Origin of the sequence: Burkholderia sp. Leaf177, from assembly GCF_001424345.1 — a bacterium.
Classification (GTDB): Bacteria; Pseudomonadota; Gammaproteobacteria; order Burkholderiales; family Burkholderiaceae; genus Caballeronia.
The window spans coordinates 894-27,805 of the sequence record NZ_LMPF01000009.1 but is presented as its reverse complement, the minus strand read 5'-3'; the positions used below and the strand labels follow the sequence as shown (position 1 = coordinate 27,805).

The window sequence follows — 26,912 nt, the reverse complement described above, 5'->3', positions numbered from 1 at the left end:
CCGGTTTGCAAAAACCGGCGGCTTTTTATTTTTCCGAAGTTACAACCGGATTAATTCTTCCGATGCGGACATTGTTCTTTCGTGCACGTGCCGTATAAGGCGAGCGCGTGTTCGTGCAGCTTGAAACCGCGCTCTTTCGCGATATCTTGCTGGCGGCTTTCGATCTCGGCGTCGAAGAACTCTTCGACCAGACCGCAGTCAAGACACACCAGGTGGTCATGATGTGAGCCTTCGTTCAGCTCGAACACGGCCTTACCGGATTCGAAATTACTGCGCGACAGCAAACCTGCTTGTTCGAACTGCGTGAGCACGCGGTACACGGTTGCAAGACCGATATCGAGTTCTTCGTGCAGCAGGTTGCGATACACGTCTTCAGCGGTCAGGTGACGCACCGGACTATGCTGGAAAATCTCGAGGATCTTGAGCCGGGGCAAGGTTGCCTTCAGCCCGATATTTTTGAGATCGGCGGGATTGGTCATGGCTAGGCATCCCTAGAGTACAATTCAAGGTTCTCATAGTAATGCGTTTTTACCGTTCTGGTCACCATCCGAACGAAATGGCGCGATCTCCGAAAGACTTCGAAACTTCCTGCGCCCGTTCGGGCAATGGGCCAGGCGAAGGGTGAAATGAAGGATGAAATGTTTCCAAAATCTTTGTTGAATTGCCGGGAGAGCCGTCGTATGCGCGGACCTTTGATCGCTGCCGCCACCATGACCGTCCTGGCCGGGTTGTCCGCTTGTTCCACTTACGACAGCGTTACGCAAAGCATCGCGCAACACATCACGCCGTATCGGATAACGGTCGTGCAGGGGAATTTCGTTTCGGCGGAAGCCGCGGCGCAAATGCAGGTCGGCATGTCACGCGATCAGGTGAAAACGCTGCTCGGCACGCCGCTGCTCGCGGACATGTTCCACGCGGATCGCTGGGACTACATTTTCTACTTCAAGCGCGGTTCGACCTCGGTTGTGCAACAGCGTGACTTCGTGGTGAATTTTGCCGGCGATCGCGTGCAGAACTGGACGGGCGGGGAAAACCTGCCATCGAATCTCGAGTTGCTGGCCGAAATAGATGGCGACAAGGGCCGCAAGCTTCCCGTTGCGCCGTTGCCCACCGCGGCGAGCGTTGCCGGTGCGAGCGGCGTTCCTGCCACGCCCGCAACGGCGTCTGTTTCGGTGCCGGGCGGCGAGCCGAGCACGCAACCGGATGCATCGAATGCATTCGCCGGCGACGCCAATCAGCAAGCTGCTCAGGCCGCCAACCGCGCAACCGCTGCCGTGGAAGCGCCGACCGGACGCACTCGCTCTTCGGCCATGCCGAACGTGCCGGGGAATCCGAGCCTGCCGCCGAACGTGAGCGCTGGCGGTAACTCGCAGATCCAGTTGCAGCGTCGTCCGCAGACGGTGACCATTCCGAATAGTGCGGCGGTCGGACCGGCTGGCACGTCGCCTACGCCGGCGAACACCGACGGTCAGGCGACGTTCTACGTGCCATCGACCAAAACGAACTAAGCCAGCTAACAAGCACGGCGGGCGGTTTTTGATTTTCTGACCGTCCCGCCGTACGAGTCCAGCTTGTGCTGTTACGCAAGCGGCCAGCCGCGCCGCTTCGACCTTTGCTTGATCGTTTATCGCCGCACTGTCTTCATAACGCCAATCCGCTTCAACACGCGAGACACGCCATGAAAATCGCCATCGCCGGTGCATCGGGCCGCATGGGCCGCATGCTGATCGAAACCGTTCTCAACGACCCCGATGCCACCTTGTCCGGCGCGCTCGACCGCGCGGGTTCGCCTCAGCTTGGCGAGGACGCGGGCGCGCTTCTCGGCAAAAGCACCGGCGTGATCCTTACGGACGATATCGAGCGTGTGTTTGCCGACAGCGACGTGCTGATCGACTTCACGCGTCCCGAAGGCACGCTCGCGCATCTGGAAGCGGCGTTGCGGCATAACGTGAAAATGGTGATCGGCACGACCGGTTTCAGCGACGATCAAAAAGCCCAACTGCGTGCCGCTGGAGAAAAGATCGGCATCGTGTTCGCGGCGAACATGAGCGTGGGCGTGAACGTGACACTCAAACTGCTCGAATTCGCGGCAAAGCACTTCGATAAAGGTTACGACATCGAGATCATCGAAGCGCATCACCGGCACAAGGTCGATGCGCCGTCAGGCACCGCGCTCGCCATGGGCGAGACGATCGCCAATGCGCTTGGCCGTGATCTCAAGGAATGCGCCGTTTATGGCCGCGAAGGCGTGACGGGCGAACGGGATCCATCGACTATCGGCTTTGCTGCGATTCGCGGTGGCGATATTGTCGGCGACCATACGGTATTGTTTGCGGGAATCGGCGAGCGGGTCGAAATCACGCACAAGTCGTCCAGTCGTTTGTCCTATGCCCAGGGTTCGTTGCGCGCCGCGCGGTTTTTGGCGAGCAGGGATCGCGGCATGTTCGACATGCAGGACGTGCTCGGCTTGCGTTGATTCCAGCCGCTGATTCCTTTGAGGTCATCGCTTAATGGCAACAACCGGCATCATCCATTACTTGCAAAGCAGCGACGGCATTACGCATGGCGTGGCCGGCGTGCTGCTGGCCATGTCGGTGGCGAGCTGGTGTTTCCTGATCGTGAAGGCGTGGATACTCGTGCGTGCAAAGCGCCAGGGGCCGCGCGCCGTGCAGCGGTTCTGGCAGGCGGCGACGCTTGCCGATGGCATCGCGGAGTTGAAGAAAGTCGATCGCGAACGGGTGTATTTGCCGCTGGCGGTGGCGGCGTGGCGCGCATCGGAAGCGGAAATGCCGGGCGCTCTGATCGCGCATGTGGAGTCGGGTGAGCGTGTGTTGCGCGCGTTGCGGCACGCGCTGCTGGCTTCGCAGCGACGGCTTGAGTTCGGGCAGGTTTTGCTGGCGTCGGTGGGAAGTACGGCGCCGTTTGTGGGTTTGCTCGGCACCGTGTGGGGTATTTATCATGCGCTCGGCAGCATTGCTGCAAGCGGGCAGGCCATGATCGAAAACGTGGCGGGGCCGGTTGGCGAGGCGTTGATCATGACGGCGTTCGGGCTGGTTGTCGCCATTCCGGCCGTGCTCGCGTACAACGTGCTCGGCCGATTGGTGCGGCAGATTTCCGAAGAACTCGATGGTTTCGCCCACGACCTGCACGCGTACACGAACGGCACGGCGCCGCGCAGAGTGAATAGCGCGGCGGTCGAGGATCACGCGGTTTAGCGATCAGACGCTCAACGCACCGGACAAGCACATCATGGCATTCGGCGGACTCGACAAGAAATCGAACGGCGCTCCCATGGCGGAGATCAACATGACGCCGTTGATCGACGTGATGCTGGTTTTGCTCGTGATTTTCATCATCACCGCGCCGTTGTTCACGCACGCGATTCGGCTGGACTTGCCAAAAGTTGCTTCGCAAGTGGCGCGCGAGACGCCTGAGACCATTACGCTTTCCATCGATGACACCGGCAAGTTCTATTGGAACGACAAGCCCATTACGCTCGATCAGATGCAGGCGCAATTCGCGGCTGAGAGCAAAAAGGCCTCGCAGCCGGAGCTTCATCTGCGGGCATCGGCGGCGACGCATTACGACGTGATCGCCCGCGTGATGGGCGCGGCGCAGAGCGCGGGATTGAGCAAGATTGGGTTTGTAACCGCTCCCGTGAAGTCCGCCCAATAAATTCCACAGAATACGGCGAAGCTCGAGCGCAACATTGGCTGGCTACTGATAGGACATTGTGAACGTCGCCAGCGCTTTGATCGATCCTGCCTGCACGTCCCCGGTACGGATGTATTGCGCTATCAAGGGCAACTGAAGCAACCCGCTCGGCGACGCTCCGATCAACCATTGATTTACCACGCCCGGTCCTGCCGCGTCCGGGCCAAACGAAACGAGCGTAGTCGGATCTCTCAGGATCTGGACGCCGATTCCTTTCGCGGTCGAATCGGGCGCAAGCGTGAGCACGTTGGATCGATTTGATGGATCGACCGCGTCGGTAATGACAATCGATACCTGGGCGCCCGACGCACAGGAGAAACCAAGGTTAAAGGTCTGTCGGCCTGAAAAAGTGCCCACGCCGCCCGAAAACGAACGTGTGGAGACGGTAGGCAGTGTTACCGCGTTGGCAGCGGTTTGTACCGAACATGTCGCGGTGCTGAGCGTGCCCGTTGCTACGCCTGTGTACAGCGGCGATTTTGGCCAGGAACCTGAAACGTCCTTAATGCGGTAAGTAAATTTAATCGTGGGGACGGTGGCGAGGCTGGAGGCGCCGGGTCGCACCGTGCCGGTTACGACGAAGCTGGGTTGGACGCTTAGGGTCAGGTAAGTGTTGCCGCCGCCCGCCTCCACATTGACCAAGCATGAAATGCTTATGCGCGAGTTGCTTAATGTCGCGTTGTTACTGTCGCATCCCGATGGCGTGATCATGGTATAGCGGATCCCCAGGCCTGAAATGCTGGTGGGATAGACGTCGGTGAAACCCGGTACGACGGCGGTATCGGTGAATAGATCATGAATAATCGTTCCTGACACCACGCCGCCAGTAAAAATGCATCCAGTCCTAAAAGCGTCTGGCGCTAACGTAGCGACGGTCTGACCGGACGTTGCACCCATGGGAATCGATATGACGCCTGCGGTCAACACCTTGCTGATCTCATAGGGGTTGCATCCCATTTCGGCTTGGGCGGGTGTAGCACATAAGAATGCAAAAACTAACAGCAAGGCGCGGATCGCTTTTGCGGGAAAGTGAAAACGGCTTTTCCGGCGTCGGGATACGCCGCGAGAGCGATCACAAGTGCCTGCATTTGTCGTCAAAGAAATCATGTCGTCCTGTCGATCGGCAATTTGAATCAATATCGAAAGTGTTTCGGCTACGATTTGCGGCCGCGTGCAAATGCTTCGATAAACGAGCCGATCACATCGAGCCGAATATCGTGCGCGCCTGAAGACGGTCGTTGGAGGTTTCCCGTTTGTCCGAGCAAACGATCCAGCTTGCCAGCGTTCGGAGTCAATCTCGGCGTTGATCACAGTGCGTTTCAGTTTGTGCAGGCGCCGGGTATGCGTAACGCCGGCAACCCATAAGACATCAACTGGCCAAGCCAATACGCAACGTACTTGTCGCGCGTAGCGGCTGCTGACTGAAAGCCGGCCCAGGCTCCGCCCTCGGTTAATTCGAACGCGCCGCGCTGGGAAACCCGCGGTCCTTCCCGCAACCGTCCCGCGCCGCCCGTGCGTTCGCAGCCGGTATAATCGTGCTCTTCCTGTCCGGCGCGTTCACAGGGGTCAAATTTCCATCGTCGCGCTGAGGCATTGACCGGTCAGGCCAGCGCCCGCGCTTGTTGTCCGACACCGTTAGCCCGCATTTGCCGAAAAGCCAAAACCACACCATGCAAGATAAATACGTACCCGCCGACGTCGAATCCGCAGCGCAAAGCGACTGGCGCGCGAAAGATGTCTACCGGTCGACCGAAACCAGCGACAAGCCGAAGTTCTACTGCGTGTCCATGCTGCCGTATCCGTCGGGCAAGCTGCACATGGGGCACGTGCGCAACTACACCATCAACGACGTGATGTACCGGTTCCTGCGCATGAACGGCCACAACGTGCTGATGCCCATGGGCTGGGACGCGTTCGGCATGCCCGCGGAAAATGCGGCAATGGCGAACAACGTGCCGCCGGCGAAGTGGACGTACGACAACATCGACTACATGAAGAAGCAAATGCAGTCGATGGGGCTGGCTATCGACTGGTCGCGAGAAATCGCGTCTTGCAAACCCGAGTACTACAAATGGAACCAGTGGTTGTTCCTGAAGATGCTGGAAAAGGGCATCGCGTATAAAAAGACCGGGAAGGTGAACTGGGATCCGGTCGACCAGACCGTGCTCGCGAACGAACAAGTAATCGACGGGCGCGGCTGGCGCTCCGGCGCGCTCGTGGAAAAGCGCGAAATCCCGATGTACTACATGCGCATCACGGATTACGCGGATCAGTTGCTCGGCGACCTCGACGGCCTCGGCTGGCCCGAGCGCGTGAAAGTGATGCAGCAGAACTGGATTGGCAAGAGCTTCGGCGTGAATTTCGGTTTCCCGTACGAGATCGACGGCGAAAGCAAGTTGCTGCGCGTCTTCACCACGCGCGCCGACACCATCATGGGCGTGACTTTCGCAGCCGTCGCCGCTGAACATCCGCTCGCCACGCGCCTCGCTCGCGATAACCCCGCGTTGCAGACGTTCATTGAAGAATGCAAGCGCGGCGGCGTGGCCGAAGCCGATGTCGCGACCATGGAAAAGAAGGGCGCGCCGACCGGCTTTTTCGTCACGCATCCGCTGACGCAAGAAAAGGTCGAAGTGTGGATTGGCAACTACGTGTTGATGAGCTACGGCGAAGGCGCGGTGATGGGCGTGCCGTCGCACGATGAACGCGACTTCGCGTTCGCCAAGAAATACAACTTGCCGATCAAGCAGGTGGTCGCGGTCGAAGGCAAGACCTACACCACGGACGCATGGGAAGAGTGGTACGGCGAGAAAGGCACGGGCACGCTGATCAACAGCGGCAAATACGACGGCCTTGGCTTCGAGGACGCCGTCAACGCAATCGCTTCGGACCTGAAAGCGAAAAATTTCGGCGATAAACAAATCACCTGGCGCCTGCGCGACTGGGGCATTTCCCGTCAGCGTTACTGGGGCACGCCGATCCCGATCATCCACTGCGCGACATGCGGCGACGTGCCGGTGCCGGAAGTGGATTTGCCCGTCGTGTTGCCGGAAGATCTTGTGCCGGATGGCACGGGCAATCCGCTGGCGAAGTCGGAAGCGTTCGTGAATTGCACGTGCCCGAAGTGCGGCGCGCCGGCAAAACGCGAAACCGACACCATGGACACATTCGTGGATTCATCGTGGTATTTCTCGCGCTACGCAGCGCCCGATGCCAAGTCGATGGTCGACGAACGCACCGATTACTGGATGCCGATGGACCAGTACATCGGCGGAATCGAGCATGCCATTCTGCACCTTTTGTATTCGCGTTTCTGGACGAAGGTGATGCGCGACCTCGGTCTCGTGAGCTTCGACGAACCCGCGAAAAACCTGCTCACGCAGGGCATGGTGCTGAACGAAACCTACTATCGCGAGGACGCGGCGGGCAAGAAGACGTGGATCAACCCCGCTGACGTGACCGTTTCCCACGACGACAAGGGCCGCCCGGTTGGCGCGGTGCTGAACGCGGACGGTGAGCCGGTCGTGATCGGCGGCGTGGAGAAGATGTCGAAGTCGAAGAACAACGGCGTTGATCCGCAATCGCTGATCGATGCCTACGGCGCGGACACGGCGCGCCTTTTCGTGATGTTCGCTGCTCCGCCGGAACAATCGCTCGAATGGTCGGGTACGGGCGTGGAAGGCGCGAGCCGATTCCTGCGTCGCGTATGGCAACTGGCGCACGGCCGCGCGGACGCGCTCAAGGCGCACGGCAAGCTCAACACGTCGAAGCTCAACGATTCCGACCGCACGTTGCGCCGCGAGATCTACACCATCCTGAAACAAGCCGATTTCGACTATGGCCGTTTGCAGTACAACACGGTTGTATCGGCGGCCATGAAAATGTTGAACGCCGTCGATAGCGCGAAGGACGCCACGCCGGCCGTGGTCAACGAGACCTTCGGCGTGTTGCTGCGCGTGCTGTATCCGGTCGTGCCGCACATCACGTTCCAGTTGTGGCAGGAACTTGGTTATGCCAGCGTGTACGGCAGTTTGCTCGACGCACCCTGGCCGAAAGTCGATGAAGCCGCGCTCGAGCAATCCGAAATCGAGCTCGTGCTGCAGGTGAACGGCAAGGTTCGCGGTTCCATGACCATGGCGAAGGACGCGTCGCGCGAGGACATCGAAAAGGCGGCGGTGGCGCACGAGATGTTCGAGAAATTCTCGGAAGGGCGGACGCCGAAGAAGGTTATCGTCGTGCCGGGACGACTGGTGAACGTAGTCGTATGAGCCTGAAATCGAGCGCGCGTGCCGCGACAATTCTGGAGGACGTTGTGAGCAGCAAAGGCTTCAGTTCGACCAAAAAAGTGATCAGCCGAAGGTCGATCCTCTCGCTGGCATGCGGCGCAATGCTGCTGTCCGCGTGCGGCTTCCAATTGCGCGGCCAGCAAGACTACGCGTTCAAGCGGCTTGCAATCAGCGGCGGTACGCCGGAGATGCTCGGACGCCTGCAGCGCGTGGTGGAAGGCGGCAGCGACACCGTGATCGTCAAGGCGTCCGAAAAGCCCGACGCCGTTCTTTCGCTGAGCAGCGGCACCGGCATGAAGACCTTGAGCCTGAATGCACAAGGCGTCGTGCAGGAATACGAGCTCGACTACAACCTGGGTTACACGCTTGTCGGCGCCGACGGCACGCTGTTGATTCCGCCGAGCACGATCGCACTGAACCGCGCGCTCACGTATAGCGACCAGTTCACGCTCGCGAAGGGTACGGAAGCGCAGACGCTATTCCGCGACATGCAATTCGATGCCGTCGATCAGCTGACTCGCCGCCTTGCCGTCGTGCGTTCGCTGCATCCGGCGCCGAGCGAAGCGCTGCCGGGCATCGCGCCGCGTGCGCCGCTGCCTGTGCCGCCGCTGTAAGCGGGCATCGTAGAAAACATGCAACTTCGACTCGACGCGCTCGATGCGCACCTCGCGAAAGGGCTGAAAGGCTTGTACGTCGTTTATGGCGACGAGCATCTGCTCGTGCAGGAAGCGTCGGACAAGATTCGCGCGTCGGCGCGGGCGCAGGGTTTTACGGACCGCTCGGTGTTCGTGGTGGATCGCTATTTCGACTGGAGTTCGCTGCTCGGCGCGAGCCAGTCGATGTCGCTTTTCGGCGATCGCCAACTGGTCGAGTTGCGCATTCCGACCGGCAAGCCCGGCAAGGAAGGCGGCGAGGCGCTGAGAACCCTGGCCGCCGCCGATAACCCCGACGTCCTCACGCTCATCACCTTGCCGCGTCTCGACGCCGCCACGCAAAAGTCCGCGTGGTTCACGGCGTTGAGCGGTCCGGGCGTGGCGCTGAAGATCGATCCGGTCGAGCGCGCGCAATTGCCCATGTGGATTGGCCAGCGGTTGAGCGCGCAGAACCAGCGCGTGGCGCCGGGAGAAGACGGACGGCGGGCGCTGGTGTTTATCGCCGAGCGGGTGGAGGGCAACTTGCTCGCGGCGCATCAGGAAATTCTGAAGCTCGGGCTTCTTTATCCCACGGGCGTGCTCACGTTCGAACAGATTCACGACGCCGTGCTGAACGTCGCGCGCTACGACGTGTTCAAGCTGAACGAAGCCATGCTCACGGGCGATGTGGGACGTTTGACGCGCATGCTCGACGGGCTGAAGGGCGAGGGCGAAGCCGGCACGCTCGTGATCTGGGCGCTGGTTGAAGAAGTGCGCACGCTGCTGCGCATGAAACGCGGCGTTGCAGCGGGCAAACCGCTCGCCACGTTGTTGCGCGAAAACCGCGTCTGGGGACCGCGCGAGCGGCTGATCGGGCCGGCGCTTTCACGCGTGAGCGAAGCGGCGCTTGAAAAAGCGTTGTCGCTGGCGGCGAAGCTGGATCGGCAGGTCAAAGGCTTGTCCGGCGGCAGCGGACCGCGAGGCAGCGCCGGTCCCGGCGATCCGCCGCCCGATGTCTGGGACGGCATGTTCGAACTTGCGATGACCGTGGCGTCCTCGGGCAGTCCGTTGCAAGGCAACACGGCCAAAGCGCCTCCAGTAAAGCGCCCGAGCTGACATCGGCTTAGAATCGGGTCTATCTTTGCGCTTTTTAGCGCGCCAGCGTTCCAAGAGAATGACGATGACCAACATCGACGAATACATGATCGACCTCGGCCACCGCGCGCGCCGGGCTTCGCGCGCCATGGCGCGAGCATCCACGGCCGCGAAGAATGCCGCGCTTTACGCTATTGCGGATGCCATCGAACGCGAACGCGCAGCGCTGAAAGATGCAAATGCGCGCGATCTCGCCAATGCCCGCGACAACGGCCATGACGCGGCGTTCATCGACCGGTTGACGCTGTCCGACAAAGCGCTGAACACCATGGTCGAAGGTTTGCGGCAGGTTGCCGCGCTGGCTGATCCTATTGGAGAAATCAGCGGCTTGAAATTCCGCCCGACCGGTATTCAGGTCGGGCAAATGCGCGTGCCGCTCGGTGTTATCGGGATCATTTATGAGTCGCGGCCGAATGTGACTATCGATGCAGCCGCGCTTTGCCTCAAATCCGGCAACGCGGCCATTTTGCGCGGCGGCTCCGAGGCGCTCGAATGCAATGCCGCGCTGGCGAAGCTGATTAGCGAAGGGCTGGAAGCGGCCGGATTGCCGCAAGAAGCCGTGCAGGTTGTCGCGACTGCGGATCGCGCGGCGGTCGGCAAGCTGATCACCATGACCGAATATGTGGACGTGATCGTCCCGCGTGGCGGCAAAAGCCTGATCGCGCGATTGATGGAAGAAGCGCGCGTGCCGATGATCAAGCATCTCGACGGCATCTGCCACGTCTACGTGGATGACCGCGCGGACCTGAGCAAGGCGCTCGACATTTGCGACAACGCGAAGACGCATCGATACGGAACCTGCAACACCATGGAAACGCTGCTGATTGCACGCGGGATTGCGGCGGAAGCGTTGCCGCCGCTCGCGAACGCGTTCAGGGCGAAGGACGTGGAATTGCGCGTGGACGTGGCGAGCCGCGCCGTCCTCGATAACGCGCGATACGAAGGCCCGCTCGTCACCGCGACCGAAGCCGACTGGAACACCGAATACCTCGCGCCCATTTTGTCCATCAAGCTGGTGGACGGCCTGGACGAAGCCGTCGATCACATCAACACCCATAGCTCGCATCACACCGACGCCATCGTCACCGAAGACCACGACCGCGCCATGCGCTTTCTTCGCGAAGTGGATTCGGCGAGCGTGATGGTCAACGCATCGACGCGTTTTGCCGATGGCTTCGAGTTCGGCCTCGGCGCCGAGATCGGCATTTCGAACGACAAGCTGCACGCGCGCGGACCGGTCGGGCTGGACGGTTTGACATCGATGAAATATGTAGTCCTGGGTCATGGCGAAGTCCGTCAATAACCTCCGCTGACCTTCACCAGCATTTACCCATAACAACGAGAAAATGTCCCAGATGCTCTGGATCAAAGCGCTGCATATAGTATTAGTGGCCTCGTGGTTTGCGGGCCTGTTTTACTTGCCGCGAATTTTCGTGAATCTCGCGATGGAAACGGAGCCGGCCGCAATCGCCCGTTTGTTGACGATGGCGCGCAAGCTGTTTCGCTTCATGACGTTCATCGCGGTGCCGGCGCTGGCTTGCGGCTTGTGGCTGCTGCTCGTGGTCGGGATTGGACAAGGACAGGGATGGATGCACGCCAAGCTGACCATCGTCGTACTGATCATTATTTATCACGCGTATTGCGGGGTCTTGCTGCGCACGTTCGCGCGAGGTGAAAACAAACGTTCCGACAAGTGGTACAGAATGTTCAACGAGCTGCCGGTTCTCGGTTTGCTCGGCGCAACGTTGCTAGTGGTTCTCAAACCGTTCTGATTGCGAAGTAACCAAAGAAAACGCCGGCCTCGAATGAAGCCGGCGTTTTGCATTTGAACGCGCCGGTCAACCCGACGGCAGTCGTTCAAACGCCGCGTTTGCCTCGGCAATGATCTGTTGCACCAGATCCGCCGATGTCTCCACCAGCGCATATTCGTCCTGCCCCGGACCGCCCATCTTCACGCGTTCATTGCGATACCGCATGCCGCTCGGGAACGGCGCACGGCCAGACGTGTGATATTCAACACAACCGGTTTCCGCCACGAGTTGCGCAATATTGTTCAGCCGCACGCCCGCGCCGGGCATGATCACCAGCCTTTCTCCCGCCACTTCGCGAAGCTTCCTGATCAACGCGCGGCCTTCCAGTGCGCTTGCTTCCTGACCGGAGGTGAGCAGCCGATTACAGCCGGCGCGGATAACGTCTTCAAGCGCCGTGAATGGATCGCGCGCGGCATCGAATGCACGATGGAAGGTGACCGGCAACGGCGCGGCCAGTTCGACCAGACGCTTTGTACGAGCGATATCCACGTTGCCGTCGGCGGTAAGCAATCCGATCACGACGGCATCCACGCCAAGCTTTTTGCACGCGATGACATCGCGTTCCATGACGTCGAACTCGATGTCGGAATAGAGGAAATCGCCACCGCGCGGGCGGATAATGACGTTGAGCAGGATGTGCAGCTTGTCACGAGCACTTGCGATCGCGCCATAAGAAGGCGTGGTGCCGCCTTCCAGAAGGTTGTCGCAAAACTCGACGCGCCCGGCACCGCCGGTCTGAGCCGCGAGGCATGACGTCACCGAACCTGCGCAGATTTCAAGCAATAGAGTTGGTGCTGGCATGAAGGAGTGTCTCGTGAAGGGTTTAATCGCAGAAGATTAAAGCATCGACGCATCGAATGGCCTTTCTTTTAATCGAGCGTATCGATACGAATAAGCTTCCACTAAAAACTATATTTTCCAAAAGCCGTTAATAGTGTCCGCTGCGGTTTTTTCAACGTTTCAATTTATTTATATCCAGGCCAGTCCTATACAACCATACAACGCCGCTGTGGTTGATCAGCGTCCGCGTTCTGTCCTTCGTCCTTCAATTCCCGCGTTGGAACACGTGTCCCCGCTCGCCAGTGCCACTTGCACCAACCTTCGTCCACCGTCTCAAAGTCAGCTCAATTAGGACGGTTCTCATGGTTGTTGAGGATGCCGGCGTCGAGAATCAAGCCATCGCATCAGATTCGTTTGCAAGATGTAATTACGGATTCCTTTCTCGGTTTGTATTTAAGACGTTTCCGATTTTCCACGTCATAGCCCGTGCAGATAATGCACCCGCTGAATAAATGCATCCCGCGACGAATCCAATCGCATCGTCCAGAGCGACGTACCCAATCCGTCCGGTCCTGAGGACATTCCTCCCCACCGGACGCTCAACAGTCAAATGCCATGAAAAACGAAGTACCGGGCGCGATAACGCCTGTTCAACCGGACGACGGCGACGCATTGACGCTATCAACAAAGGTTGACGATACCTTGCTGAAAAGCCTGGTCTGGATGGCCGCCTATCACGGCAAGCCGACCAGCGAGGCGGCGATGCTTTCCGGCTTGCCAGCGGGGCGATTCATTTCGCCAAAGCAGGCTCAGCTTGCGATGGAGCAATCGGGCTTTTCCGTGGGAGTTATCGAGCGCCAGCCGCACGAAGTCTCTCCCATGCTGCTGCCCGTCGTGCTGTTCCGCAAGGACCACGGCGGATGCGTGCTGATTGGCCGTTCGCCGAATGACGTGAAGCTGATCAAACCGCCCTCGGAAATCAAGGAAGGCGCGCAGCCTATAGACGAGATGGAAGCCGCGTACCTCGTGGTACTGCCGGAAGCCGGATCGAAAGTCGTCGCTATCGGCGTGAGTCAGTTGAAGGCGAACTACACGGGTTTCGCCATGTTGGTGAAGCCGGTCGGTCGCGTCGATATCCGTGCAGGCAAGCCCGAAGCCAAGGAAAGCGGCCACTGGCTGCTCAGCACGTTGTGGCGTTACAGGCGTTATTACTGGAGCGCGGCACTCGGTGCGCTGCTGATCAATGTGCTTGCGCTTGCGGGGACGTTCTTCACCATGAACGTGTATGACCGCGTGGTGCCGAATCAGGCGTTCACGACTTTGTGGTCGCTCGCCATCGGCGTGGCGATTGCCATGTTGTTCGAGTTCATATCGCGGAACGTCCGCGCGCATGTGCTCGACGTGGCCGGGAAGAAAGCCGACCTGATCATGGGCGCGATGCTCTTCAAGCAAGCGTTATCGATTCGAATGGAGCACAAGCCGGCGTCGTCGGGATCGTTCGCAAACCAGTTACGTGAATTCGAGTCCGTGCGCGATTTCGTGGCGTCCGCCACGCTCGCGACCATCTCCGATCTGCCGTTTACGTTCCTGTATATCGCGGTGATCTTCATGATCGCGGGACCGCTGGGGTTTATTCCTCTTGGCCTGATTCCTGTGATTGTGGGCGTTAGTTTGTTTATCCAGTGGCCACTCAAGAAAACCATGAAGGAAAACCTGCGGGAGTCATCGCTCAAGCAAGGTGTCCTGATTGAAACTGTCGAAGGTATTGAAACGCTGAAGGCAACGGGCGGCGAACGCTACATGCAGGAACGCTGGGAACTGTTCTCGGCAAAAGCCTCCGATACATCGATGAAATCCAAACGTCTTTCGGCGCTGGCTACGAACTTTGTATCGTGGATCACGCAGTTCGAAACGGTGATGATCGTGGTGGCCGGCGTGTATCTCATTGCCGACGGCAAGCTTACTCAAGGTGCGCTGATTGGTTCCGTGATCCTGGCTAGCCGTGCGCTCGCGCCGCTGGCACAAGTGACGGGGTTGGCCGTGCGTTTCCAGCAATCGAAGGCTGCACTCGATTCACTCAGCGGCTTGATGAAAAAGCCGGTCGAACGCGATCCGGAAGTGGACTATCTCGACGGTCCAATTGTGACGGGCGCAATCGAACTGAAGGGTGTCGGGTTTCACTATCCGTCGCCGAACGGCATGAAGCCGCCAGAATTCCTCAAGAACATCAACATCAAGGTCGACGCGGGTGAGCGCATCGCCATCCTGGGACGTGTGGGCAGCGGCAAGTCTTCGTTGCTGCGCGTGATGTCGAATCTTTATCGTCCAACGAGCGGCCAGATTTTCAGCGATGGCATTGATCTCTCGCAAATCGATCCGTCCGACTGGCGCGCCTCGGTGGGATATGTCGCGCAGGACAGCCGCTTGTTTTACGGATCGCTGCGCCAGAACGTAATGATCGGCCGTCCGGATGCATCCATTCACGAATTGCTGCGCGTGGCGAAAGTCACGGGTATTGATGCGATCGCGCAGAGCAGTCCGCATGGCTGGAACATGCAGATTGGCGAGAACGGCGACGGTTTGTCCGGTGGCCAGCGTCAGCTCGTGGCGCTCGCGCGCTCGCTGATCGCCCGCCCGAAGTTGTTGCTGATGGACGAACCCACCAGCGCAATGGATACGCAGACCGAAGCCGCGTTTATCCGCGACCTGGCAATAGCAACTGTTGGGACCACGCTCGTGGTCGTTACTCACCGGCCTTCGCTATTGGCATTGGTGGATCGAATCATCGTGATGGATGGCGGCAAAGTTGTCACCGATGGTCCCAAGGAAGCCGTATTGGCCGCGTTACGTGCACCGCAAGGCACCCAACCTACGCCTTCGGGCACTGAACCCGCGCGCGTCACACAGGATCAACAATGAACTCACTGACCAAACTAGGCCGATGGATCCGCGGCTTAACGCCGGCCGGCCGTCGCAAGAATGCCGAGCCGCGTATGCATCCGGCTCACGCGGTGTATATGAACGACCTGCGCGAATCGTCGCTGGCGCAATCCATTCCCGGCACGCTGATTGTCCTGTATCTAGTCGCGGCAATCCTGGTGTCTGGACTCGTCTGGGCGAAGTTTGCGAAGGTCGAGGAAATCACGCAAGGGCAGGGGAAGGTGATTCCTGTCAGCCGTGAGCAGATCATCCAGTCGCTCGAAGGTGGCATTCTCGCGGACATGCATGTTCGGGAAGGTGATGTGGTCGAGAAAGGTCAGCTATTGCTGAACATCGATCCGAAGCGTGCCGATTCCAACTATGCAGAAGGCCGTTCGAAGTGGATCGGACTCGAAGCGAAAGTTGCGCGCCTTCGTGCCGAATCGAATAACACGCCGCTCGTTTTTCCCGCTGACATTCAGAAAGAAAAGGATGTCATGGCTGGAGAAACGAAGGCCTATGAAGCCCGCCGCCGCGCGCTGCAGGATACGGTTGCTTCGTTGCAGCGCAGCTATACGCTTGCCATGAACGAAATCAACATGACCGAGCCGCTAGCTGCACGCGGATTGATTTCGGAAACCGAAGTATTGCGGATGAAGCGCAGTGCCAACGACCTGCAATCGCAAATTGTGGATCGTCGCAACAAATACGCTTCAGACGCGAACGACGAACTCTCGCGCCTCGAACTCGAACTTTCGCAAACCAAAGAGAATCTGGCGGGTCGTGCCGATGTGCTCGAGCGCACCACGCTGGTCGCGCCGGTAAAGGGAACGATCAAGGATATTCGCATCACGACCATTGGCGGTGTCATCCAGCCAGGGGCGCAGATCATGAGCATCGTCCCCTATGCCGACCAGCTGATCGTGGAGGCGCATGTAAAACCACAGGACGTGGCGTTTCTTCATCCGGGCTTGCCTGCCATGGTCAAGATATCCGCCTATGACTTCGGTATTTACGGCGGCCTCAAAGGGCGCGTGATCAGCATCAGCGCGGACACGCTGGTCGATGAAAAAGCCGCGCCCGGCAAGCCCGATGCCATCTATTACCGCGTGCAGGTTCTCACCGACAAAAGCGAACTCGTCGCAGCTGGAAAACACTTGCCGATTATTCCGGGCATGACCGGGAACGTCGAGATTCGTACCGGTGAAAAAACCGTTCTGTCCTATTTGCTGAAGCCGATTTTCAAATCGCGTGAAGCGTTCCGCGAGAGATAAGCCATGTCTAACCGAACACTCCGCGCACGGCACCGCCGTACGCAAACAGGTCACGGACTGACTGCCGCGGATCAGGCAGCCCTCGCCGCCGCGCCGCGTCGTGCGGTTGTCAGTGCGTTGGGCGTACTGATGGGAACAGGCGTGATAACGCTCGCTTTCGGTTCGCCTGAGGCGAACGCGAAGTCGGCTATCGATGAACTCGCCTGGTTGCCGCAACACCTGCAGACTTCTCAAACGTCGCAAGTCGTTCCCGTTTCTGTGTTGACCCAGGCGCCGTCGTTGGTCCGTGAAACCAATCAGGTGACAACGGCGGGCATGGATACGTCCGTTGCGACCGCGGCACCGGTTGCGGTAGAGCAGCCGGTTCCTCTACCTCGCCGCGCGACGCTGCAAACAGTGACGCCCGATATTGCCATTGCACCCGTGTCGCCTGCACGCGCAATGCCTGAAGTCGCGAATGTGCCGGCGGCTCGTGGCGCGGTGATGCAATCGACGCCTGTCATTGTCGTCCCGCCGGAAGTTCCGCGTCGAGCACTTGCTCCAACGCAAGCCGCGCAACAGTATTCAAAGTACAGCAGCGACCTGCAGCACGTTGACGCTTCAGTGCGTATGCCGCCAGCCGCCTCCAGACCATCGGTACGCGACATGCAGTCCGATCTGCAATCCTTGCGGGCTTCCGTTGCCAGCGGAGCCGCCAATGGAGCCGCCGCAACGGAATCAGGCGATGCGATGGCCGCCATGCCATTGCCACGCAGCTCCGAACAGCTTGGCCGAGGGTTCGCCAGTGACCTGCGCGAGGATCTCCAGAGCCGGAAAGGCCGGCCTTACGTACTGGCCGGAACTGCAACTGGCCTGACTCGTCAGGCTCAGGCCGGCGCGCGGTCGAAGGAGGCAAGCTTTTCAGACTGGCTGGACGATGGGTCCGGGCCGCGCACGCGCGTTGACACCACGCTCGTTCCTGAGCAGGCCGTTCGCGCCGCCCTACGGACAGCGGCCGATGCCGCCGCCGCGCGCAGTGCGGCCGTCCGGCAGGCGAAGAACGACTGGGACGCCGCGCTGGCGGACGTGGATCAGGTAAAAGGGCAACGCTGGCCGCAGGTGCAACTCGGCGGCAACACGCCGAGCATTACCGGCGACAGCGCCAGCTTCAACCAGTACAACCGGCCCACTGCAAACGTCGCGGTGACCACTTTGATCTATGATTGGGGCAAGACCAGCAAAAGCATTGATAGCCGCACGAAGACCGCACAAGCCGCAGAACTTTATTACCGGGCGATGGCGCAGCAAAACGCGTACGACATAGCATCCAGTCTGGTCGATCTTTCCAAAAACCGCGCCACCTACGTGATTGGTGAAAGCTACGTCAAGCGCATGGAGCAACTGGTGAACATGCTGGTGGAGATCGTCAAGGCCGACCCGGGTCGCTTGAGTGAACTCACTCAGGCCAAGTCGCGGCTGCTCCAGGCGCAGACCTCGCAGGATACGGTCGCGGCGCAGGTGCGATCGCTTCAGCTTAGCGTACGCAAACTGGTCGGCGATGAACCCATTGCCATGCCACAGGGCACGCACTGGCAAATGCAGCTGGACGGGCTGGACGACGCCGTGGCGAGCGTGAGCCAAAACCCTGCCATTGCACAGGCAGCGGCGGAAGCGGAAGCTGCGAAGCTGAGTGCGCAGTCGGTACGGGCGGAAGGTTTGCCGAAGTTGAACTGGGTCATCAACAAGAACACTGCGTCCGATGTCTTCGGCAATCGCCAGCCGTGGTCAACCATGCTGCAACTTTCCTGGACACCCTTTCAGGGCGGCAGCCAGCGCGCGGCGGAGCGTGCGGCGTTGTCGCGGGCTTCTTCGAGCAGCGACAAACACGACCAGCTCGAACTCGATTCCGAATACAAGGTTCGCGATGCGCACCGGGACGCCGTAGCACAGGCCACGCGTGCGAAGTTGTATGCCGAGCTCGCAACTGAAACGGATCTTGTCCGCAAACAGTTTTTTGAGCAGTGGTATCACCTGAACCGCCGGACCTTGCTCGATGTGCTGTCCGCCGAAAGTGACTTTTATAACAATCAGGTCAGCGAAGTCACCACTGAATTCGATTCCTATCAGGCGATTCTGAAGCTGCATCTGAATAATGGGACATTGTCGAGTTGGCTGGAAAATACCTGATCGCTTTTAGGATTAATCGAGATCGATAACGCGTATTTCTATTTTATCTGGCAGTTTTAAAGAACCACTTGGCGCTTGTCTCCAGGTGGTTTTTTGTTTTCTGGATTCACGTGGATGCCGAAATATGATTCCAGATTTATCGTGATGAAATTTTGCAATTCACTCTCGATTGCTTTTATCGATTATCTGTAGGGTTGTTCTTCTGCAACAAAATTCATGTTTAGGACGATTCCTAAATAAAAATTTCTTTCCGATAGATTGTAAAAAATATGGGCGAGAGCCAAGGCTAGCAAGGTTCCATCCCAAACCTGTGTGCTTGCGTTCAGACGATTAACGCTAGTTCACTGCACTGGAATCCGCCTATCCAGTTTGCGAAATTCAATTTAGGAGTTTTCGCATTAAGCCCCGCCCCTTCAATACCTATAGTTCGTTTGCGGTCACCTACAACCGGGCTTTTCGAGATAACCCGGTCTCAGTGCTTCGGTATTAAAACCGGAAGAGGCAATGAACGCCGCGCGTTATACGGAAGCTTCACAAAAGATTAACCATCCACAAGATGACCAACGATCTCTGTTCCGCACCGCAAGGCGATTTCTCTATTTTTGCAAAGGTATTCACAGCATGAACAAGTCATACAAATCAGTTTGGAATGAATCGACAGGAACATGGGTCGCCGTTTCCGAACTCGCCACGGGTCGCAGCAAGAGCAAGCGGGCGAAGAAAGCCCTCTCGACTGCCATCCTGACGCAAATCGCGGTGGGTGGGATCAGCTTGGCAGGCGCCGGCGCCGCCATGGCTGACGAAGCCAGCGCGCAGGACAATGCCAGCACGGTCGTTATTGCGGATAACGTTGCTGGTGCCGTTTCCGGTGATGCGGATGTCATCAACGCACCGTCGCAGCCGAAGATGTTGGGTTCGAGCCAGATGCTTGGAGCCACTCTGAATGACACGTATATCGCCATTGGAAAGCCTTCTTCCATTGGTATTGGGTCCAACCCAGCTGTTGCCGGGACCGAAGCTATCGCAATTGGCGGTGGTTCGAACGCAGCTACGTCCGCAATCGCAATCGGTGGGTCCACGCAGGCGACCGGCAGAAACAGTACTGCGGTAGGTGTGAACGCCGCCGCAGCCGGTGACGGCTCTTTAGCGCTTGGCTATCTCGCTACCTCTACCGCATTGCAGTCACTAGCCATGGGAACTGCCGCCGAGGTCACAGGGGCCAATTCTATAGCCATAGGAACGACTGCTTCGGTAACTGGAGCGAATTCTATCGCGATAGGTAACGCGTCAACTGCCACCGTTGACAACACGGTTTCCGTGGGTTCATCGACTGTCAAACGCAAGATTGTGAACGTTGCCGCGGGCGACGTGAATGCATCGAGCACGGACGCAGTGATCGGTTCGCAATTGTCAAGCCTCGCGACTTCTGCCGCAGCGGCACTGGGCGGCGGTTCAACCGTTGACGCCACCGGCAAGATCAGCAAGCCGACCTACAGCATTGGCGGCAAAAACTACACCAGCCTTGACAGCGCCTTGACGGCCGCAGCGTCGACGGGTTCGACCGGCGGCAATGACCCGCTGGCCGTTCACTACGCAGCAGACGGCTCGGTTACGGCAGGCACGACCGGTCCGGTCAAGATCACGGGCGTGGCTTCGGGCACGACAACCACTGACGCAGTCAACGTTGGTCAGTTGTCGAAGGTTGCAACCAGCACGGCAGCAGCATTGGGCGGCGGTTCAACGGTGGCGGCAGACGGCACTATCAGCGCACCTACGTACACCGTTGCTGGCAAGACGTATAACAGCCTTGATACCGCATTGACGGGCGTGGCGGCAACAGCCGGCGCGGGCAATCCGTACGTTGCTGTCGGCAGGCCGGGCGCAACTATTCCAGCACCTTTAGCCGCAGTTGCAGGTACTGATGCAATCGCCGTAGGTGCCGACAGTATTGGGTCTAATTATTCAGTTGCGATGGGTTCCCATGCGGACACCGGCAGCACCGCCACTAGCATGCGTAATGTAGCGGTAGGTATGCAATCGGTCGCAAATGGCGGTGGTAGCTCGGCGCTGGGTTACTACGCGCAAGCAACAGCAGACGGTGCCACAGCTCTTGGTTACTATGCGGATGCTTCGGCGCAGAACGCAACCGCTTTAGGCGCTAATTCTGTCGCCGACGTTGCCAACACGGTTTCCGTGGGTTCATCGACTATCAAACGCAAGATCGTGAACGTTGCCGCAGGCGACGTGAATGCATCGAGCTCGGACGCAGTAATCGGTTCGCAATTGTCGAAGGTTGCAACCAGCGCAGCGGCGGCATTGGGCGGCGGTTCTACGGTCGCGACAGACGGCACAATTAGCGCACCCAAGTACACCGTTGGCGGCACAACGTATAACAGCCTGGATACCGCATTGACGGGCGTGGCGGCAACAGCCGGCGCGGGCAATCCGTACGTTGCCGTTGGTTACGTTACAAGGCTTCCTGCCACACCTGCAGCCGCAGGTATGGACGGTGTGTCTTTTGGTAGCGCTGCTCAGAGCGCAACGAGTTCAGTTGCAATCGGGGGCAACGCCGACGGCGGAAGCCCTACTGCTCTTGAAGGTGACAGCCGTAATGTAGCGGTAGGCTCGCAAACACAAGCAACCGGCGGCGGCGCCACAGCCCTGGGCTTTGGTGCGAGTGCAAATACAACTTCCACCGCTCTCGGCTATGCAGCAAAAGCTACGGGTCTTAATTCGACTGCGTTAGGCCCCAACTCTGTCGCCGACGTTGCCAACACGGTTTCTGTGGGTTCATCGACTATCAAACGCAAGATCGTGAACGTTGCCGCAGGCGACGTGAATGCATCGAGCTCGGACGCAGTGAACGGCGGGCAGTTGTCAGGCGTCGCCACAACAGCGGCGGCAGCAACCTCGGCACTCGCAACCAGCGCAGCAGCAGCACTGGGCGGCGGTTCTAAGGTTGCGGCAGACGGCACCATCAGTGCGCCTACGTACACTGTTGCCGGCAAGACGTATAACAGCCTGGATACCGCATTGACGGGCGTGGCGGCAACGGCCGGCGCGGGCAATCCGTACATTGTTACAGGTACTGGTACACCTACCGCAAAAACAGCTACATTTGGTGCCGATACAATCGCCATCGGTGCGGCTGCGAATGCAACGACTGGCTCGGTTGCAATCGGGTCATCGTCAAATGCCGGTGCAAACGACGGTACGGTCGTGCTTGGTAGTTACGCGACGGCGGTCGGTCACCAAAGCACTGCAAACGCAACCGGTTCGGTCGCGCTCGGAGCGGGTGCTCGGGCGACTGCGACAGGCGCAATCGCGTTGGGCCAAGAGTCGAAAGCTGACGTCTCCAATACGGTTTCCGTTGGTTCATCGAGTGTCAAGCGCAAGATCGTGAACCTTGCTGCGGGTGACCTGAGTGCATCTAGCACGGACGCAGTAAACGGCGGGCAGTTGTCAGGCGTCGCTACTACAGCGGCAGCGGCAACCTCGGCACTGGCAACCAGCACTGCAGCAGCAACCTCAGCACTCGCAACCAGCGCAGCAGCAGCACTGGGCGGCGGTTCGACGGTCGACGCCAACGGCAAGATCACCAAGCCCACTTACAGCATTGCCGGCACGAACTACACCAGCATTGACAGCGCACTGAAGGCCGCAGCATCGACCGGCGGTGCTGACCCGCTGGCTGTGCATTACGCAGCAGACGGCTCGGTTACGGCAGGCACGGTAGCCGCTCCGGTCAAGATCACGGGCGTGGCTTCGGGCAGCGCAGCAACCGATGCAGTCAACGTTGGTCAGTTGGCGGCAGCAGGCGTGACCTTTGGTTCGGGCGGCGTGGTCAACAACACGTTCGTGGCTTACGACAACGCAACGTCGAAGGACCTCATTACGTTGAAGGGTGCGTCGGGCACGGGTACGAGAATCTCGAACCTGGCCAATGGCGCAGTCAATTCTGGCAGCAAGGATGCAGTCAACGGTTCGCAACTGTTCGCTACGGCATCGAGCGCAGCAGCAGCATTGGGCGGCGGTTCGACTATCGACGCAAATGGCAAGATCACCGCGCCTACGTACACCATTGGCAATACGTCTTACACCAGCCTGGACGGTGCGCTAACTGCTGCGGCAAGTGGATCGGGCGGTGATAACCCGTATGTCGCCATTCAACCTGGGGTCGGTGGGGGGATAGCTACCGCTGGAGTGGCCGGCGTTGCAGTAGGCGGTTCCGCTGAAGCCGGCGTTGCCTCGGTCGCGATTGGTGCTCAAGCGCAAGCCACACATGGCGTTGCTTTTGGCCGCAGTGCCTTGGCGACTGGGGACCTATCGTCCGCCTTGGGGTATTACTCCTCGGCAGCGGGTAGTAATGCGACTGCTGTCGGAAGCCGGGCAAATGCAGCCGGAACGGATTCAGTTGCCTTGGGTGGCTATGCAGCCGCAACAGGAAACTCGTCTGTAGCACTGGGCAATAGCTCAGTCGCCGACGTTGACAACACGGTCTCCGTGGGTTCATCGACCAACAAGCGCAAGATCGTGAACGTTGCCGCAGGTGACGTGAGTGCATCGAGCTCGGACGCAGTGACGGGCGCGCAGTTGTCAGGCGTCGCGACTACAGCGGCAGCAGCAACCTCAGCACTCGCAACCAGCGCAGCAGCAGCACTGGGCGGCGGTTCGACGGTTGATGCCAACGGCAAGATCACCAAGCCGACTTACAGCATTGCCGGCACGAACTACACCAGCATTGACAGCGCGCTGGTGGCTGCAGCATCGACTGGCGGTGCTGACCCGCTGGCCGTGCATTACGCAGCAGACGGCTCGGTTACGGCAGGCACGGTAGCCGCTCCGGTCAAGATCACGGGCGTGGCTTCGGGTAGCGCAGCAACGGACGCGGTCAACGTTGGTCAGTTGGCAGCAGCAGGCGTGACCTTTGGTTCGGGCGGCGTGGTCAACAACGCGTTCGTGGCTTACGACAGCACGGCGAAAAATCTGATCTCGCTGGGTGGCGCGTCGGGCAATGCCAAGATCACGCATCTTCTGGCAGGCGCAGTCAATTCAACCAGCACGGACGCAGTGAACGGCGCGCAGCTGGCCACGGTCGCATCGAGCGCAGCAGCAGCATTGGGCGGCGGTTCGACTATCGACGCAAATGGCAAGATCAGCGCACCGACGTACAAGATCAACGACCAAAACTACAGCAGCCTCGACAGCGCATTGAGCGCGGCCGCGGCTTCGGGTACTGGCGGTGGTGTGGATCCGCAGGCTGTGCGTTACGACACCACGGGCAAGACGTCGATCACGCTGGGCGGCACGGACGCAGTCAAAATCTCGAACGTCGCAACGGGTACATCGGCAACCGACGCAGTGAACGTTGCCCAGTTGAACAACGCAACGAACGGTTTGAACGGCGCAGTTGCTTCGCTCAAATACATTGGCGTGAGCCCGACTTCGACCGGTGCGCAAGCAATGGCAAGTGGCAAGGACGCATTGGCAGTGGGCGGAAGCGCCTTTGCCAACGCGGACAACTCACTGGCCTTTGGTACGAATGCCCGCGCAACAGGCGTCAACTCCGTTGCTCTTGGCACGGGTTCCACGGCCACGAAGGACAACACTGTCTCTATTGGTTCGCTTGGTTCGGAACGCCGTCTGGTCAACGTGGCAATCGGCACGGGTAAAACCGATGCGGTCAACCTGGGTCAGGTGCAAAGCTTGATTGCAGCATCTTCAAGCGGTGTTCAGAACGTTCAGATGGTCAAGAGCGTGCTGAAAGCTGGTGTGGCCGACGCACCGGCGTCTTCGCTGGCACCTGAATTCCTGATCGCGTCTGGCCCGACCGACAAGGTCCAGTCCATTCAGGCATCGGGAACGGACTCAATCGCAATTGGTTTGAACACGCATGCAACTGGCGATTCTTCTGTCGCTATTGGTTCGAACGTGAACGCAGTGGGTCCGCAAACGGTTGCTGTTGGTTACCAGACCATCGCCAATGGCTCGGGTTCGCAAGCATTCGGTGTGGGCGCGAACTCTGTTTCGGCTGGCGGTTTGGCAATGGGTTATTTCGCAACGGTCAACACCGATTCGGAAAACGCAATCGCTATTGGTACGAACAGCACGTCGGTTGGCATGAACGCGGTAACGATGGGTACGGAAGCAACGTCCATCGGCTCTGGCGCAATGGTGATGGGTAACAACTCCAGCGCGGTTGGCCAGAACACGATCGTGATCGGTAACGCATCGGACGTGGAAAACTCGACGGGTAACAACGTTGTGGTCGGTAACTCGAACGCGGTGACGGGCGCAAACACGGTTGTCCTGGGCAGCGGTATTGTCAAGGCAACGGGCTCGAACAGCGTTGTGCTGGGTAACGGCAGCGACGGCTCGCAGAACAACGTGGTTTCGGTTGGCGCGAAGGGTACGGAACGCAAGATCGTGAACGTCGCGGCTGGTTCAACGACCACCGACGCAGTGAACTTTGGTCAGTTGACGACGGCTATTGCAAACATTCCCACGGGCACTTCCTCGCCGGAAACAGTGTTGTACGACACGTCGGCACATGACAAGGTGACATTCGGCAAGGCAGGCACGCCGACCACGTTGTCTAACGTTGCAGCAGGCGTGACGACAACCGACGCAGTGAACGTGGGTCAGCTGACAGCAGCGGGCCTGATCGTGAATTCGAGCGGCGTGGCACAAAACGCGTTCGTGGCTTACGACAACAAGAAAGCGACCACCGCAGGCACGGACGCGGCGGCAGCACTGGCAGCATCGGTTGATGCAGTCAAGTACGACAGCGCAGCGCACAACAAGGTGACGTTGGGTACGGTAGGCACGCCAGTGACGTTGACCAACGTTGCAGCGGGCACGACCACCAATGACGCAGTGAACGTGGGTCAGCTGACAGCAGCGGGCCTGATCGTGAATTCAAGCGGCGTGGCACAGAACGCGTTCGTGGCTTACGACAATGCAACGTCGAAGGACACGATCACGCTGAAGGGCACGGCCGGCACGACGAAGATCACGGCACTGACCAACGGCACGTTGAGCGCAGCCAGCAAGGACGCAGTCAACGGTTCGCAGTTGTTCAATGCAGTGTCGACTACGGCAGCCGCATTGGGTGCTGGTGCAACGATCGACCCGACAACGGGTAAGGTCACTGTTCCGAAGTTTACGGTTGGTACATCGACCTACGACACGGTTCAGGGCGCACTGACGGCAGCAGCTGGATCGGGCGGCACGGTTTCCCCAGAAACAGTGTTGTACGACACGACTGCGCACGACAAGGTGACGTTCAATAAGGGTTCGGCAGCAACAACCCTGTCAAACGTTGCAGCAGGCGTGACGACCACCGACGCAGTGAACGTGGGTCAGCTGACAGCAGCGGGCCTGATCGTGAATTCGAGCGGCGTGGCACAAAACGCGTTCGTGGCTTACGACAACAAYACGTCGAAGGACACGATCACGCTGAAGGGCACGGCCGGCACGACGAAGATCACGGCACTGACCAACGGYACGTTGAGCGCAGCCAGCAAGGACGCAGTCAACGGTTCGCAGTTGTTCAACACGGCATCGAGCGCAGCAGCGGCAATCGGCGGCGGTTCGACGCTTGATCYGTCAACGGGCACGATCAGCAAGCCGACGATCGCAGTTGGCGGCGTCACGTACACGGACGTAGCTGCAGCGGTTACGGCAGCGGGTACGAAAGCAACCACCGCAAGCACGGACGCGGCGGCAGCACTGGCGGCATCGGTTGAGGCAGTCAAGTACGACAGCGCAGCGCACAACAAGGTGACGNAAGGTCCGAACATTGGCCTGATCAACTCGCTCGCACTGTACGCGCACTTGAACGAATACGTTACGGCAGCGGGTACGAAAGCAACCACCGCAAGCACGGACGCGGCGGCAGCACTGGCGGCATCGGTTGAGGCAGTCAAGTACGACAGCGCAGCGCACAACAAGGTGACGTTGGGTACGGCAGGCACGCCAGTGACGTTGACCAACGTTGCAGCGGGTGTTGCTGATGCAGATGCAGTCAACATGAAGCAGCTGACAGCAGCGGGCCTGATCGTGAATTCGAGCGGCGTGGCACAAAACGCGTTCGTGGCTTACGACAACAACACGTCGAAGGACACGATCACGCTGAAGGGCACGGCCGGCACGACGAAGATCACGGCACTGACCAACGGC

16 protein-coding genes and 1 pseudogene are annotated in these 26,912 nt (G+C 59.2%); 14 read left to right on the top strand and 3 right to left on the bottom strand.

What is annotated here, in order from left to right; all coding sequences use genetic code 11:
* Positions 1 to 50 precede the first annotated feature (50 nt).
* Positions 51 to 479: a ferric iron uptake transcriptional regulator gene (fur, locus tag ASG35_RS10085; RefSeq protein WP_056356132.1), complete on the bottom strand. Its 429-nt coding sequence runs from the start codon at positions 477 to 479 to the stop codon at positions 51 to 53.
* A 201-nt stretch (positions 480 to 680) separates the two neighbouring features.
* Here fur and ASG35_RS10080 point away from each other — a divergent pair, with 201 nt between their 5' ends.
* The 4 genes from ASG35_RS10080 to ASG35_RS10065 all read left to right on the top strand — a co-directional run bounded on the left by ASG35_RS10080 (position 681) and on the right by ASG35_RS10065 (position 3,675).
* Entirely contained in the window at positions 681 to 1,508 is an 828-nt protein-coding gene (locus ASG35_RS10080) for an outer membrane protein assembly factor BamE (RefSeq protein WP_056356243.1), read from the top strand.
* A gap of 170 nt (positions 1,509 to 1,678) precedes the next feature.
* A complete protein-coding gene (gene dapB / locus ASG35_RS10075) occupies positions 1,679 to 2,476 on the top strand; it encodes a 4-hydroxy-tetrahydrodipicolinate reductase (RefSeq protein WP_056356131.1) in 798 nt (265 codons plus the stop codon).
* A gap of 34 nt (positions 2,477 to 2,510) precedes the next feature.
* On the top strand, positions 2,511 to 3,215 hold the full coding sequence (locus ASG35_RS10070; RefSeq protein ID WP_056356128.1) for a MotA/TolQ/ExbB proton channel family protein: 705 nt from the start codon (positions 2,511 to 2,513) through the stop codon (positions 3,213 to 3,215).
* Between the two features lie 34 nt (positions 3,216 to 3,249).
* A complete protein-coding gene (locus ASG35_RS10065) occupies positions 3,250 to 3,675 on the top strand; it encodes an ExbD/TolR family protein (protein WP_056356126.1) in 426 nt (141 codons plus the stop codon).
* Positions 3,676 to 3,717: 42 nt separating this feature from the next.
* Here the strand turns inward: ASG35_RS10065 and ASG35_RS10060 are convergent, their stop codons facing one another.
* On the bottom strand, positions 3,718 to 4,818 hold the full coding sequence (locus ASG35_RS10060; RefSeq protein WP_156393081.1) for a fimbrial protein: 1,101 nt from the start codon (positions 4,816 to 4,818) through the stop codon (positions 3,718 to 3,720).
* A gap of 563 nt (positions 4,819 to 5,381) precedes the next feature.
* Here ASG35_RS10060 and leuS point away from each other — a divergent pair.
* The 5 genes from leuS to ASG35_RS10030 all read left to right on the top strand — a co-directional run bounded on the left by leuS (position 5,382) and on the right by ASG35_RS10030 (position 11,553).
* Positions 5,382 to 7,976 (top strand): leucine--tRNA ligase, encoded by a 2,595-nt coding sequence (gene leuS / locus ASG35_RS10050; protein WP_056356121.1) that lies wholly within the window; start codon positions 5,382 to 5,384, stop codon positions 7,974 to 7,976.
* 80 nt (positions 7,977 to 8,056) lie between these two features.
* Positions 8,057 to 8,608 carry an LPS-assembly lipoprotein LptE gene (locus ASG35_RS10045; RefSeq protein ID WP_056356241.1) on the top strand — a complete coding sequence of 184 codons (552 nt, stop codon included), beginning with the start codon at positions 8,057 to 8,059 and terminating at the stop codon, positions 8,606 to 8,608.
* An 18-nt stretch (positions 8,609 to 8,626) separates the two neighbouring features.
* Positions 8,627 to 9,742 (top strand): DNA polymerase III subunit delta, encoded by a 1,116-nt coding sequence (holA, locus tag ASG35_RS10040; RefSeq protein ID WP_056356120.1) that lies wholly within the window; start codon positions 8,627 to 8,629, stop codon positions 9,740 to 9,742.
* Positions 9,743 to 9,806: 64 nt separating this feature from the next.
* A complete protein-coding gene (locus tag ASG35_RS10035; protein ID WP_056356239.1) occupies positions 9,807 to 11,084 on the top strand; it encodes a glutamate-5-semialdehyde dehydrogenase in 1,278 nt (425 codons plus the stop codon).
* Positions 11,085 to 11,136: 52 nt separating this feature from the next.
* Positions 11,137 to 11,553, top strand: a complete 417-nt coding sequence (locus ASG35_RS10030; RefSeq protein ID WP_056356119.1) for a CopD family protein — start codon at positions 11,137 to 11,139, stop codon at positions 11,551 to 11,553.
* A gap of 66 nt (positions 11,554 to 11,619) precedes the next feature.
* Here the strand turns inward: ASG35_RS10030 and ASG35_RS10025 are convergent, their stop codons facing one another.
* On the bottom strand, positions 11,620 to 12,393 hold the full coding sequence (locus ASG35_RS10025; RefSeq protein ID WP_056356118.1) for a copper homeostasis protein CutC: 774 nt from the start codon (positions 12,391 to 12,393) through the stop codon (positions 11,620 to 11,622).
* A 594-nt stretch (positions 12,394 to 12,987) separates the two neighbouring features.
* Here ASG35_RS10025 and ASG35_RS10020 point away from each other — a divergent pair.
* The 5 genes and pseudogenes from ASG35_RS10020 to ASG35_RS32605 all read left to right on the top strand — a co-directional run.
* A complete protein-coding gene (locus ASG35_RS10020) occupies positions 12,988 to 15,291 on the top strand; it encodes a type I secretion system permease/ATPase (RefSeq protein ID WP_056356116.1) in 2,304 nt (767 codons plus the stop codon).
* The gene (locus ASG35_RS10015; RefSeq protein WP_082508311.1) at positions 15,288 to 16,565 is read left to right on the top strand and encodes an HlyD family type I secretion periplasmic adaptor subunit; all 1,278 of its coding nucleotides are present in this window, start codon (positions 15,288 to 15,290) and stop codon (positions 16,563 to 16,565) included. Before ASG35_RS10020 ends, ASG35_RS10015 begins: the two co-directional genes overlap by 4 nt.
* 3 nt (positions 16,566 to 16,568) lie before the next feature.
* Positions 16,569 to 18,731, top strand: coding sequence for a TolC family protein (locus ASG35_RS10010; RefSeq protein WP_056356114.1), 2,163 nt, complete (start codon positions 16,569 to 16,571; stop codon positions 18,729 to 18,731).
* A gap of 504 nt (positions 18,732 to 19,235) precedes the next feature.
* A pseudogene (locus tag ASG35_RS32610) lies at positions 19,236 to 26,519 on the top strand (ESPR-type extended signal peptide-containing protein); the annotation flags it as partial.
* 165 nt (positions 26,520 to 26,684) lie between these two features.
* Positions 26,685 to 26,912 (top strand): hypothetical protein (locus ASG35_RS32605; protein WP_442854824.1); only part of this gene is annotated, 228 nt, incomplete at its 3' end.

Excerpts from the sequence above, each read along its gene's own strand:
- fur (WP_056356132.1), bottom strand. The coding sequence starts at position 479 with ATGACCAATCCCGCCGATCTCAAAAATATCGGGCTGAAGGCAACCTTG.
- ASG35_RS10080 (WP_056356243.1), top strand. The coding sequence starts at position 681 with ATGCGCGGACCTTTGATCGCTGCCGCCACCATGACCGTCCTGGCCGGG.
- dapB (WP_056356131.1), top strand. The coding sequence starts at position 1,679 with ATGAAAATCGCCATCGCCGGTGCATCGGGCCGCATGGGCCGCATGCTG.
- ASG35_RS10070 (WP_056356128.1), top strand. The coding sequence starts at position 2,511 with ATGGCAACAACCGGCATCATCCATTACTTGCAAAGCAGCGACGGCATT.
- ASG35_RS10065 (WP_056356126.1), top strand. The coding sequence starts at position 3,250 with ATGGCATTCGGCGGACTCGACAAGAAATCGAACGGCGCTCCCATGGCG.
- ASG35_RS10060 (WP_156393081.1), bottom strand. The coding sequence starts at position 4,818 with ATGATTTCTTTGACGACAAATGCAGGCACTTGTGATCGCTCTCGCGGC.
- leuS (WP_056356121.1), top strand. The coding sequence starts at position 5,382 with ATGCAAGATAAATACGTACCCGCCGACGTCGAATCCGCAGCGCAAAGC.
- holA (WP_056356120.1), top strand. The coding sequence starts at position 8,627 with ATGCAACTTCGACTCGACGCGCTCGATGCGCACCTCGCGAAAGGGCTG.
- ASG35_RS10035 (WP_056356239.1), top strand. The coding sequence starts at position 9,807 with ATGACCAACATCGACGAATACATGATCGACCTCGGCCACCGCGCGCGC.
- ASG35_RS10030 (WP_056356119.1), top strand. The coding sequence starts at position 11,137 with ATGCTCTGGATCAAAGCGCTGCATATAGTATTAGTGGCCTCGTGGTTT.
- ASG35_RS10025 (WP_056356118.1), bottom strand. The coding sequence starts at position 12,393 with ATGCCAGCACCAACTCTATTGCTTGAAATCTGCGCAGGTTCGGTGACG.
- ASG35_RS10020 (WP_056356116.1), top strand. The coding sequence starts at position 12,988 with ATGAAAAACGAAGTACCGGGCGCGATAACGCCTGTTCAACCGGACGAC.
- ASG35_RS10015 (WP_082508311.1), top strand. The coding sequence starts at position 15,288 with ATGAACTCACTGACCAAACTAGGCCGATGGATCCGCGGCTTAACGCCG.
- ASG35_RS10010 (WP_056356114.1), top strand. The coding sequence starts at position 16,569 with ATGTCTAACCGAACACTCCGCGCACGGCACCGCCGTACGCAAACAGGT.